The organism is Acidobacteriota bacterium (assembly GCA_018001935.1).
GTDB lineage: Bacteria > Acidobacteriota > JAAYUB01 > JAAYUB01 > JAAYUB01 > JAGNHB01.
Window position 1 is genome coordinate 93629 of sequence record JAGNHB010000012.1, and the last position, 11655, is coordinate 105283.

Consider the following 11655-nt stretch of genomic DNA (forward strand, 5'->3'; position numbering starts at 1 on the left):
CCAAAACGGAGCCGAGCACTAACCCGCATGGATACGGGATAAACAGAAAAAGCGACGCCCAAAAAAACTTGACGATTTCTTGACAGTGGGAAGAAAAAACAGGGAATTTTTCGCCGAAATTGGCAAGAATACCGGGTAAAACAGTTCTCAATGGAAGGAAAAGAAAAGAGCCGCATCTGATTGATACGGCTCTTTTTGTCTGGTACGCCTGGCGCGAGTCGAACGCGCGACCCCTGGTTCCGGAGACCAGTGCTCTATCCACTGAGCTACAGGCGCCGAAAAACGAACCCTATCACAGGTGGGGGCGGAGGTCAAGGGGAAAGGTGCGGGTACGCCGGTGCGGGTACGCCGGGCGAGCCGAGCCCGGCGGATGGGGTGAGGGGTGGAAGGGGTCGGCGGGACGTTTGCGCGAGGTGCGGCCGGGGGGGGTGTCGCGCGCCTCGGCTCGGCGCGCGTACGCCGGTGCGGGTACGCCGGGCAAGCCGAGCCCGGCGGATGGGGGTGAGGGGTGGAAGGGGTCGGCGGGACGTTTGCGCGAGGTGCGGCCGGGGGAATGTCGCGCGCCTCGGCTCGGCGCGCGTACGCTCGGCGCGCGTACGCTCGGCGCGCGTACGCTCGGCGCGCGTACGGGGTTGCTTTTTCCTTGACTTCGGGGCGGTCCTCGCGTACGTTGAGGCCGCGAGAACCGGGAAACGTGAGCGGGGGGGACCCGCTCGTCCGGCCGGAACCGCCCCCCGGGGGCCGGGGGGTGATAACCCGTGTGTTCCCAGGGTGCCGACGACATGATCAGACGCTGCCTGACCCGTACCGCCGCCGAGCCGGAGGCCCCCGCCGAGGGGAGCTGCATGGCCGACGCCCTCTGCCGGGCCCTCTCGGCCATCACCGGCACCCTGGACTTCCAGGAGCTGGTGGAGCGGATCCTCCGAAACCTCCGGGTGGTGGTCCCCAACGACTCCGCCAACATCATGCTGGTGGAGGGGGGCACCCTCCAGTCCCTCATCCACTTCCCCTACGACCGGAACGAGCGCGTGAACTGGATCAAGCAGTTCCGGGGCGACGACCTCACCACCCTCCGCTGGATGACCGAGAACCAGGCCCCCCTGGTCATCGCCCACACCGACATCTACGAGGGGTGGGTCAAGAACGACGAGACCGCCTGGATCAAGTCCTACGCCGGGGCCCCCCTCATTGCCAAGGGCGCGGTGATGGGCTTCCTGAGCGTCAACAGCAGCACGCCCGGCTTCTACTCCGAGGCCGACGGCACCAACCTGCAGGCGTTCGCCGACCAGGCGGCGGTGGCCCTGGAGAACGCCCGGCTCTACGACCTCGCCCAGCAGGAACTGGCGGAGCGCAAAAGGGCCGAGGCCGCCCTCAAGGAGTACCAGGAGCACCTGGAGGAACTGGTCCACGAGCGGACGGCGGAACTCGAGTCCGCCAACGAGCGCCTCCAGTCCGAGATCGTGGTCCGGCTTCGCGCGGAGAACGCCGAGCGGGCGGCCCGGCGCTTCGCCGAGGCGCTCCGGGACGCGGGCCTCGTCCTGTCCTCCAGCCTGGAGTTCGACCGGGTGGTGGACCAGGTCCTGGAGCAGATCGGCCGGGTGATCCCCTACGACGCCGCGGGGATCTTCGTGGTGGAGGACGAGCAGGTCCGACTGATCCGGGCCCGTCCCGCCCCGGAGCCGGCGGCCGGGGAGGCGGGCGCCCCCGGCGGGGCGCTGCCCCGGGAGACCCCCTCCCACCTCGGGGAGATGGTCCGGACCCTCGGCCCCGCCGCCATCACGGACACCGCCGCCGCCGGGCTGCCGGACGGGGCCTTCGCGCCCTTCGCCGGGACGCGGTCCTGGGTCGGCGCGCCGGTGATGGCCAAGGGGCGGGTGATCGCCTGCCTCTCCCTCCACAAGTTCGCCGGGGAGCCCTACGAGCCCGCCCAGGCGGAACAGCTGCTGGCCTTCGCGGGCCACGCCGCCCTGGCCCTCGAGAACGCCCGGCTCTTCGCGGAAGTCCGCCTCCTGGCCGTCACCGACCCCCTGACCCGGCTGTACAACCGGCGCCAGTTCTTCGTCCTGGCCCAGCACGAGTTCCAGCGCTGCCGGCGCTCGCGCAAGCCCATCTCCCTGCTCATGTCGGACATCGACCACTTCAAACGGGTCAACGACACGTGGGGGCACGTGGCGGGGGACGTGGTCCTCAAGGCCGTGGCGAGCCGCTTCCGGAACTCGCTGCGGGCCAACGACGTCATCGGGCGCTACGGCGGCGAGGAGTTCGCCATCCTGCTGCCCGAGACCGACACCGCCGCGGCCGCCCAGGTGGCCGACAGCATCCGGCTCGTGGTCGCCGCGGCGGCGGTCGAGACCGAGGCGGACTCGATCCCCGTGACGGTGAGTCTCGGGGTGGCGGGGCGGGCGGGCGAGGCGGAGGAGTCCCTGGAGAGCGTGCTCCGCCGGGCGGACCAGGCCCTGTACCACGCCAAGGCCGGCGGACGCAACCGGGTCTGTCGGGCGGACGAAGAATCCTTGCAGAGCTGAGTGAACGAACATGAAACCCGAGATCATCGTCACCGTCGGTCCCGCTTCCGAGTCCACCCCGGTCCTGAGGGCGATGCTGGACGCCGGGGCCGACACCTTCCGCGTCAACCTCGCCCACGCCGACCCGTCCTGGCTGAGCGATTTCTTCTCCCGTTTCAAGGGACTCCGGAGGAGCGCAACCCCCGTCCCGGTGATCGCCGACCTGCCGGGGCGCAAGCTCCGCACGGGCGACCTCCTGATGGAGTTGGACCTGCTGCCGGGGGAGCGCGTCCGTCTCGGGACCCAGCCGGGGGCGACGATGTGGGACAAGGTGATCCCCTGGGAACCGCCGGACCCGTGCCCCCCCCTGGGGCCGGGGCGGGTCCTCTCGCTGCGGGACGGGCGGATCATCCTGGAGGTGGAGGAGGTCCCGGAGCCGCCGCGGAAGGGCTACGTCTGCCGGGTGATCAAGGGGGGGCGGGCGGTCAACCGGATGGGCATCTCCTTCGAGGGCGCCTCCGCCGCCCTGTTCGGCCTGCTCCCCGACCGCTTGCGGATTGCGGTGGGGGAGGGGGTCACCCGCCTTCTGCTGTCGTTCTGCGAGGGGCCCGAGGACATCTCCGGGACCGTCTCCGCCTGCCAGCGCCTGGGGGCGAGCACGGTGGAGCCGATCCCCAAGATCGAGACCGCGGAGGCCCTGCGGAACCTCGACCTCTTCCTCCCTTCCGTGCGGACCGTGTGCGTCGCGCGGGGAGACCTGGGGACGCACCTGCCGCCGCACGAACTCGGGAAGGCGGAGACGGCCGTCCTGGAGAAGGCGCGAAAGGCCGGGCGGCGGGTCCTGGTGGCGGGGGAGGTGCTCATGGGGTGCCTCCACCTGGGGAGGCCGTCCCGGGCGGAGGCGGTGGCGGTGCGGTACGCGCTGGAGAACGGGGCGGCGGGGTTCATCCTGTCGGACGAGACGGCGGTGGGGCCGGACCCGGCCCAGGCCGTGAAGGCCCTGTGCGCGCTGGTGAAAGCTTGAGGCACCCGCAACAAGTCGCGAAAAGGAGACATCCCGCGAATAACGACCATGGGCGCGAATTCCCGACACTCATGATTGATGAGCCCGTAAAAAGTCGCGAAAGGGAGATTTCCCGCGAATAACACGAATATACGCGAATTTATAACACGAATAATATCTAGCAGTTTTTGAATTCTGATTCGCGTTTATTCGCGTGATTCGCGGGCAAAATGCGACTTTTTGCGTGGATGCGTCGGAGAGGGGTTGAATCCAAATCAGGAGGGAACGCATGAGCGCGATCGAGGTGAGCCGGGCACACCGGCTGGGGTTCGAGGAGGCCGGCCGCCGGGTGCGTGCCATGCTGGCGGACCTGCAGGCGCGATCCAGCACCTTCGAGGAAGTGACCGTGACCTGGAGCGCGGACGGCCGGGACTGCACCTTTGCGGGGCAGGGGGTCTCGGGGACCATCCGCGTCGAAGCGGAGTCGGTGACCGTGACGCTGACGCTGGAGGGGATGATGTCCATGTTCCGCTCCGTCGCCCGGGACAAGATCGACGAGAAACTGGCGCTGCACCTGATGTGAGGGGGTCCGGCCCCTCTCCGGATCGCCCGGCCGGGCTTCCTTGAAGCACCCGCAACACGTCGCGAAAGGGAGATTTCCCGCGAATCACGCGAATCGTCGCGAATCGGAACTGACGGCCCCGTAAAAAGGCCGGGCCTATCGAACCACAAAGAACGCAAAGACACGAATTGCTGAATACCTGGCCTGCCCCTTCTCCCGTCTTGACTTCCGGACGCTTCCCATGCATAATGAGCCTCCGTTCTTTCACCGTGCCGACATTCACGCGAGGGGGAGGGTATGATCAACAACCCGTGGGTCATTGCGGAGCTGATCCTTTACTTCGGCGGCATGCTGGCCATCGGCTGGTACTACTCCCGCAAGGAGATGACCCGGGCCGACTACCACCTCGGCGGCAAGAAGCTCCCGGGCTGGATCCTGGCCCTGAGCGAACGCTCCACCGGCGAGTCCGCCTGGCTGATCCTGGGCCTGCCGGGCCTGGCCTACACCATGGGGCTCGCCGCCGTGTGGGTGGCGGCGGGCTGCGTCGTCGGGATCACCCTGGCCTGGCTCTTCCTGGCCCGCGAATTCCGCCGGGAAGCCGACACGTACGGGACCATCACCTACATCGACTACTTCGCCGCGAAATACCCGCGGCGGGCGCTCTACATCCGCTGGTACGCCAGCATCATCATCATCTTCTTCTACGTCCTCTACGTGGCCGCCCAGTTCAAGGGCGGCGGGAAGGCCCTCCTCAAGACCTTCGACCTCCCGGCGGCGTGGGGGCTGCTGATCACGGCTGTGGTGGTGATGGCCTACGCCAGCGCCGGCGGCTTCTTCTCCGTGGTCTGGACGGACGCCGTGCAGGCCATCCTGATGATCCTGACCTTCATCGTGACCCCCCTGGTCATGTTGTGGATGGTCCTGAACCAGGGGATCTCCGTCACCGGCGCCCTGGCCGCCGCCAGTGTCCCGGGAAAGATCGCCATGGACTCCTGGACCGGCGGGATGGTCGGCCTGGCCATGGGAACCTTCCTCTTCCTGGAGTTCTCCTGGGTCTTCGGCTACCTGGGCGGGCAGCCCCAGCTCTCCACCCGCTGGATGGCCATGAAGGACGACAAGTCGGTGAAGACGGGGATGTGGGTCGCCATCCTCTGGACCCTCTTCGCCTACCTGGGGGCGCTGGCCATCGGCTGGCTGGCCCTGGCGCTGTACGGCCCGAAAGCCGTGGCCGACCCCGAGCTGATCCTTCCCCACGCCCTCCTGAAGTCGGTTGCACCGTGGCTGTCGGGCATCCTGCTGGTGGGGGCCATCGCCGCCATCATGTCCACGGCTTCCTCCCTGCTCCTCATCACCACCTCCGCCGTGACCGAGGACCTCTACCACAAGGCCCTGAAGCGCGAGGGGTCCGACCGGACCCTGGTCCGCCTCTCCCGGCTGACGCTGCTGGGGGTGGGGGCCGTCGCCCTCCTCATCTCCCACTTCTCCGGCGAGGACATCTACAGCGTGGTGAGCTGGGTCTGGGCGGGGATCGGCTGCTCCTTCTCGCCGGCCGTCCTGTGCGCCTTCTTCTGGAAGCGCACCAGCAGCGCCGGCATTCTGGCCTCCATGGTCGCCGGCTTCCTGGCCACCGTGATCTCCATGACGACGGGGTTCGACAAGCAGGTCACCTCCCGTTTCTCCACGTTCGGGGTGGCGATGGTCGCCATCCTCCTGTTTTCGCTGGTCTTCCCGGACCGGGAAAAGGCCGGCGCCCGCGAGGTCCGCTCATGAAAACGCACGACGAGATCGCCGTCCTGGACTTCGGCTCCCAGTACACCCAGCTCATTGCCCGCCGGGTGCGGGAGCTGAAGGTCTTCTGCGAGATCTTCCCCTGCACGGTGGACCCCGCGACGCTCGCGGGGCGCCGCCTCAAGGGCGTCATCCTGTCGGGCGGCCCGCAGTCCGTTCTGGAGCCGGGGAGCCCCCGGTGCGACCGGCGGTTCTTCGCGATGGGCCTGCCGGTCCTGGGCATTTGTTACGGCATGCAGTTGATGGCGCTGGAAACCGGCGGCGCCGTCGGGCGGGGGGAACGCCGCGAGTACGGCAAGGCCCGAATGCAGGTGGAGGCCCCCGGCAGCCCCTTGTTCCGAAAGGTGCCCGGGCAGTCGGTGGTCTGGATGAGCCACGGAGACGACGTCAGCCGGCTGCCGGAGGGCTTCGTCCCCACGGCCCGCAGCGCCGCGACCCTGGCGGCGTTCGAGAACGCCGGGAAGTCCTTTTTCGGGCTCCAGTTCCACCCGGAGGTGGTGCACACGCAGAAGGGGAAGCAGGTCCTCCGGAACTTCCTCTTCGAGATCTGCCGCTGCAGGGCGTCCTGGTCCATGTCCGCCTACATTCGCTCGGAGGTGGAGCGCATCCGCGCCCTGGCCGGCGACGCCCCGGTGCTGTGCGGCCTCAGCGGGGGTGTGGACTCCACCGTGGCCGCCACCCTCGTCCACCGGGCGGTGGGCAACCGCCAGACCTGCATCTTCGTGGACAACGGCCTGCTCCGGAAGGACGAGGCCCGGCAGGTCATGGAGAAGTTCCGGCAGCTCGACCTCAACGTCCGGGCGGTGGACGCCTCGGCGCGCTTCCTGAAGGCGCTGGCCGGCGTCACGGAGCCCGAGCGCAAGCGCAAGATCATCGGGCGGCTCTTCATCGAGGTCTTCGAGGAGGAGGCCCGCAGGCTCGGCCCCGTGGAGTTCCTCGTCCAGGGGACCCTGTACCCGGACGTCATCGAGTCGGTTTCGGTGAAAGGCCCGTCGGCGGTCATCAAGAGCCACCACAACGTCGGCGGCCTCCCCGAGAAGATGAAGCTGAAGCTGATCGAGCCCCTGCGGGAGCTGTTCAAGGACGAGGTCCGGCGGCTGGGGACGTCGCTGGGGATCCCCGAGCTCTTCACGGCCCGGCAGCCCTTCCCCGGCCCCGGCCTGGCGGTGCGGGTCCTGGGGGACGTGACGCCGGAGCGCCTGGAGATCCTCCGGAACGCCGACGCGGTGGTGGGGGAGGAGATCCGGGCCGCCGGGCTCTACCGGCGAGTCTGGCAGTCCTTCGCCGTGCTGCTCCCCGTGCGCAGCGTGGGCGTCATGGGCGACGAGCGGACCTACGACTACACTCTCGCCGTCCGGGCCGTGCACAGCGACGACGGCATGACCGCCGACTGGGCCCGCCTTCCCTTCCGGGTCCTGGAGCGGATCTCCTCCCGGATCGTCAACGAGGTGAAGGGGGTCAACCGGGTGGTTTACGACCTCACGTCCAAGCCGCCCGGCACCATCGAGTGGGAGTGAAACAAAACGCCGTTCCCCGGGGGGAACGGCGTTTTTCGTTTTGACGGCTGCCGAGGGGTTACTGGATTCCCAGCTCCTCCTTGGCCTTGGCGATCTCGGCGTTGACCTTGGCGTTGTCGTTGAGCAGCTGCTGGAGGAATTTCTTCGCCTTGTCGGACACCGTGGGGACGTTCAGCGCGGCGGCCTTGGCGAAGTAGGGGCCCACCAGGTCCATCTTCTGCTGCTTGTTGTAGATGAGGCCGATGTAGTAGTAGGCGGCGGCGTCCTTGGGCTGGACCTTGATCTCCTTGGTGAACAGGTCGACGGCCGTGTCGAACTTCTCGGCCTTGTAGTGGGCGTAACCGACGTAGCCCAGGCAGGGGCTGAGCACCTGGGTGAGGTACTGGTTCCAGTCCGCGTTGGCGGGGAAGCCGGCGGGCTTGTCCATGGAAGCGGGGAAGCCGGCCTTCTCGAAGGCGCCGACGGTCTTGAGGCCGTACTCCTCGGCCTTGGGCAGGTCGTTCTTCGCCTTGCAGTAATCGAAGATGGTGAAGTAAAGGTCGATCTTCAGCTTGACGTTGTCGGACTTCTCGAGTTCCGCGAAGAACTTGTCCATGCGGGCCTGGTCGTTACCCTTGAAGGCGGCCAGGGAGATGTACATGGCCAGTTCGGCGGAAGGTTTCGCCTCGTAGATCTTCTCGGCGGCCGCCAGGTAGTTGGGGAAGTCTTCCTTGGCGTAGTAGGCCTGGGCCAGCTCCCACGCGGCGTCGTTCCTGGCCTTGTCCGCGCACTTGCCCACCAGCTCGATGACCTTGTCCATCTTCTTTTCCTGGTTGAGCTTGGTCAGGTACTGGCGGAATTCGTAAATCATGTAGGGGTAATACTCGGAATCCGGATACTTCTGGAAGAACTCGAGGAAAAGCCGCTCCTTCTCCGCGACGTCCGTGGTTTCCTTGGCTTTCTTGTAGTACGAGTACTCGACGATCTTGCCTTCCTGGGCGGGCAGGTAGGCCGGGGCCATGAGGGCGACGGCGACGAGGACCGCCGAGACGAAAAGGAAAGCGGTGCGAGTCTTTTTCATTAGAAACCTCCCTTGGCAAGTTCCTCCGAAGAGGGGCGAAATCACGTTGCGGTCGGCGGAAATATACACAGCCGTCCCGGCGTTTGCAATACCTTTTTATCCCGGCGGCCATTTTCCCGACGCCGGGAGCGGGCCTTCAAGGCGTTAGGATGACGGGCCCCGGGAAAAGTTTCGCGGGTCTTTCCGCAAAAATCCGCCGAATCGAACGGGAAGACCCCAACCCGGATAAACGGGGAAAGGAACCACGACAGGAGAGAGTCGTTCTACGGGGTCGGCAGCTTTTCCAGGAGCGCCGCCTGGCGACGGAGCATCTCGCCCCGGTCGGCCTCGTGGTCCATGCCGGCGAGGTGGAGCAGCCCGTGGACGTGGAGCATGCGAAGTTCGGCCTCGAAGGCGGCGCCGAAGTCCCGGGCGTTCTCGGCGGCCACCTCCGGGGCGATGAAGACCTCCCCCAGGTAGACGCGCCCGTCGTCGTCGCCCGTGCCGTCCGGGAAGGAGAGGACGTCCGTGGGCCGGTCCTTGTGGCGGAAGTCCCGGTTCAGCTGGCGGATCTTGCGACGGCCGCAGTAGATGACGGTGACCGAGTGATTCCCGAAGCCCAGTTCCGCCATCGCCGCCCGGACGAGCCCCCGCAGGGCGGGGAGCGGCAGCGCGACCTTCCGCTGCAGGTTCCGCAGGTAGACGCGGTTCATGGTCCCTCCACGTTAAAGTCGGTCGTGACGCTTTGCTCCATCCCGCCGCCCGCCTCGGTCACGGTGACCTTCAGGGTGTAGTTGCCGGCTTCGAGGGTGTCCAGGGGGATTCTCCTCACGACGACGACCCGCCTCGGCGCCTCCTGGTGAAACGGGGTGCCGGCCGGATCGACGGCGGACCAGACCGCCTCGCCCCCCCGCCGGACCTCGTACCGGACGGCGTACCCCGCCGCGGGCCCCCCGGGGCCGGGGAGGATCTGGAAGTAGGCCGTGAGCCCCTCGGTGCGGCGGAAAGTCCCCGACACGCCCGGGATGAGCTTGAGGTCGCCGAGCAGGAACGGGTTGTAGGGGTTCGCGGCGGGGTCCACCTTGTCCACGCGGGTGCCCGGGAGGATCACCGACAGGGCGAAGCGCCCCGTCCCCGGGCGGGGGACGCGCACCCCGGCATCGACGAGGCTCAGGTTCCCGGACACGGGGTCCTGGGCCGCCAGGCTGATCTTGTAGTTGCCCGGCGGCAGGAACACGAACTTCTGGTAGACGGAGCGCTCCTTGTCCCGCCGCTGGAACTCGGTCACGGGGTAGACGGAGACCAGTTGGTCCTCGAACTCCTGGACCTTCCGTTCGTCCAGGGTGCGGATGGCCCCGTACACCAGCAGTTCCGCCCGGAAGCCCTCCTCCGTCCGCACGTAGTTGAGGTCCGCGTTGCCCGCCTCCAGGGAAACCAGGACGACCCCCTCCTGGTCCGTCAGGAGGAACGGCCAGGTTTTCACCCGCACCGGGACCGTCCCCCGAACCCGCCGGTCCTGCACGGCTTCACGGAGTTCGCTCCGGGTGATCCGCGTCGGCCCCAGGGCGGTCCGGACGCGCATCATCCCGTCCAGGAAAAGGTCTCGGGCCGCCGGGGCCGGGCGGCTCGCGGCGGGGGCGGCCGGGCCCGGCGGGGGGACGTCCGCCGCGGCGGTCGCGGCGGGCGTCAGCGTGCAGGCCAGCCCGGCCAGGGCCAGGAACCGGAAGAAGCGAAGGGGACGGGGCGGGGAAACCGTCATGCCAGGTTCTTCATGAAACGGTCCAGCTTGTCGTAGGCGGACTCCAGGGTCGCCATGTCCGGCAGCGTCACCACCCGGAAGTGGCGGGTCCCCGGTTTCTGCCCGAACCCGCTGCCGTGGACCACCAGCACGTGGCACTCGTGGAGGATGCGGAGGGTGAACTCCTTGTCCTCCATCGGGATGTGAAGCCGGGGGAAGGCGTAGAACGCCCCTTCGGGCTTGACGCAGGAGATCCCGGGGATGGCGTTCAGCCGCTCGATGGTGTAGTCGCGCCGCTGGGTCAGCCGGGCGTTCACGTCGGCCAGGTGGCTCTGGTCCCCCTCCAGGGCGGGCCGGATGGCGAACTGGAGCGGGTGGTTGGCGCAGAGCCGGGCGCGCACGAACTTGTGGATGGCCTCGTTGAAGTCGCCCATGATCTCCTCGGGGCCGCTGACGACGGCCCACCCGATGCGCCACCCCGGGACCAGGTAGGACTTCGACAGGCCGTTGAAGGTCACGAAGCCCACGTCGTCGGCCAGGGACGCGGTGGAGAGGTGCTCCTGCCCGTCGAAGACCATCTTGTCGTAGATCTCGTCGGAAAAGATCGGGAGGTGGTTCCGGCGGGCGAGTTCGATGACCTGGAGCAGGGCTTCCCGGCGGTAGAGGGCGCCCGTGGGGTTGTTGGGGTTGATCAGGCAGATGGCCTTCGTGCGGTCGTCGATCTTCGCCGCCATGTCCGCCACGTCGGGGCGCCAGTCGTGGTCCTCGTCCAGGAGATAGTGCCGGGACTCGGCCTGGAGTTTCTCCATGACGGCGGTGTAGAGGGGGTAGCCGGGGCTCGGGAGCAGCACGTTGTCGCCGGGGTTCACCAGGGCCGTGAGGCAGAGTTCGATGGCCTCGCTGGCGCCCGTGGACACGAAGATGGACCGGATGTCGCGGATCCCCTTCCGGTTTGCCTCCCGGCGGATCGCCTCCACGGCCTCGTCGGTGCCGTTCGAGCCCGAGTAGCCGTTGTGCTGGTCCAGCATGGCCTGGTGGCAGGCCTCGATCATGTGCAGGGGCGTCCGGAAGTCGTACTTGAGGGGGTCGCCGATGTTCAGGGGGAGGATCTTGTGCCCCTGGCGCCGCACCTTCTCGGCTTCCACCGCGATGTCGCGGATGGCGTACTCCACGTTCCGGGTCCGTTCGGCAGGGATGATGGCCCGCGGCGAGATGCCGCACTGGTCGCAGGAACCGTTTGACATGACGTTTCACTCCCGTGATGAAGATCCGGCGGGGACCGGCGACACCCCCGGGGCGGGGCCTTCACCGTTCCCTTCGGTGCCGGGCGGGTTGAGGGTAACATTTCCGTCGGGCCTTTTCAAGGGCCACCTGGCGGGGCCCAGCGGTTTCGCATCATGAGGACAAGCAGGGCCAAAAGGGGCGCGGTGAGAGGTTTTGAAGCGTTTCAGAGACAGCCGGCATTCTTGTGCGAGGGGGGTGATAGAGCAAAAGCGGCGGTAAA

At 67.6% G+C, this 11655-nt stretch carries 9 protein-coding genes and 1 tRNA gene; 5 read left to right on the forward strand and 5 right to left on the reverse strand.

Going from position 1 to position 11655, the window contains the following annotated elements:
- Nucleotides 1–200: 200 nt before the first annotated feature.
- A tRNA-Arg gene (locus tag KA419_07190) sits at nt 201–276 on the reverse strand.
- 506 nt (nt 277–782) lie between these two features.
- Between KA419_07190 and KA419_07195 the strand changes: the two genes are divergently transcribed.
- The 5 genes from KA419_07195 (at nt 783) to guaA (ending at nt 7374) form a co-directional block, all read left to right on the forward strand.
- Nucleotides 783–2525 (forward strand): diguanylate cyclase, encoded by a 1743-nt coding sequence (locus KA419_07195; protein ID MBP7865720.1) that lies wholly within the window; start codon nt 783–785, stop codon nt 2523–2525.
- A 10-nt stretch (nt 2526–2535) separates the two neighbouring features.
- A complete protein-coding gene (locus tag KA419_07200; protein ID MBP7865721.1) occupies nt 2536–3528 on the forward strand; it encodes a hypothetical protein in 993 nt (330 codons plus the stop codon).
- A gap of 268 nt (nt 3529–3796) precedes the next feature.
- The gene (locus tag KA419_07205) at nt 3797–4090 is read left to right on the forward strand and encodes a polyhydroxyalkanoic acid system family protein (GenBank protein MBP7865722.1); all 294 of its coding nucleotides are present in this window, start codon (nt 3797–3799) and stop codon (nt 4088–4090) included.
- Between the two features lie 276 nt (nt 4091–4366).
- A complete protein-coding gene (locus KA419_07210) occupies nt 4367–5839 on the forward strand; it encodes a sodium/proline symporter (protein MBP7865723.1) in 1473 nt (490 codons plus the stop codon).
- Nucleotides 5836–7374, forward strand: coding sequence for a glutamine-hydrolyzing GMP synthase (gene guaA, locus KA419_07215; protein MBP7865724.1), 1539 nt, complete (start codon nt 5836–5838; stop codon nt 7372–7374). The genes KA419_07210 and guaA overlap by 4 nt, the downstream gene beginning before the upstream one ends.
- Before the next feature lie 58 nt (nt 7375–7432).
- On the opposite strand, the gene KA419_07220 is transcribed toward guaA, so the two are convergent.
- The 4 genes from KA419_07220 to KA419_07235 form a co-directional block, all read right to left on the reverse strand.
- Entirely contained in the window at nt 7433–8434 is a 1002-nt protein-coding gene (locus KA419_07220) for a hypothetical protein (GenBank protein ID MBP7865725.1), read from the reverse strand.
- 263 nt (nt 8435–8697) lie between these two features.
- On the reverse strand, nt 8698–9126 hold the full coding sequence (gene ybeY / locus KA419_07225; protein MBP7865726.1) for an rRNA maturation RNase YbeY: 429 nt from the start codon (nt 9124–9126) through the stop codon (nt 8698–8700).
- On the reverse strand, nt 9123–10172 hold the full coding sequence (locus tag KA419_07230; protein ID MBP7865727.1) for a hypothetical protein: 1050 nt from the start codon (nt 10170–10172) through the stop codon (nt 9123–9125). Before KA419_07230 ends, ybeY begins: the two co-directional genes overlap by 4 nt.
- Entirely contained in the window at nt 10169–11395 is a 1227-nt protein-coding gene (locus KA419_07235) for an aminotransferase class I/II-fold pyridoxal phosphate-dependent enzyme (GenBank protein ID MBP7865728.1), read from the reverse strand. The genes KA419_07230 and KA419_07235 overlap by 4 nt, the downstream gene beginning before the upstream one ends.
- Nucleotides 11396–11655 lie beyond the last annotated feature (260 nt).

Coding starts and splice junctions, on each gene's coding strand:
- KA419_07195 (MBP7865720.1), top strand. CDS start 783: ATGATCAGACGCTGCCTGACCCGTACCGCCGCCGAGCCGGAGGCCCCC.
- KA419_07200 (MBP7865721.1), top strand. CDS start 2,536: ATGAAACCCGAGATCATCGTCACCGTCGGTCCCGCTTCCGAGTCCACC.
- KA419_07205 (MBP7865722.1), top strand. CDS start 3,797: ATGAGCGCGATCGAGGTGAGCCGGGCACACCGGCTGGGGTTCGAGGAG.
- KA419_07210 (MBP7865723.1), top strand. CDS start 4,367: ATGATCAACAACCCGTGGGTCATTGCGGAGCTGATCCTTTACTTCGGC.
- guaA (MBP7865724.1), top strand. CDS start 5,836: ATGAAAACGCACGACGAGATCGCCGTCCTGGACTTCGGCTCCCAGTAC.
- KA419_07220 (MBP7865725.1), bottom strand. CDS start 8,434: ATGAAAAAGACTCGCACCGCTTTCCTTTTCGTCTCGGCGGTCCTCGTC.
- ybeY (MBP7865726.1), bottom strand. CDS start 9,126: ATGAACCGCGTCTACCTGCGGAACCTGCAGCGGAAGGTCGCGCTGCCG.
- KA419_07230 (MBP7865727.1), bottom strand. CDS start 10,172: ATGACGGTTTCCCCGCCCCGTCCCCTTCGCTTCTTCCGGTTCCTGGCC.
- KA419_07235 (MBP7865728.1), bottom strand. CDS start 11,395: ATGTCAAACGGTTCCTGCGACCAGTGCGGCATCTCGCCGCGGGCCATC.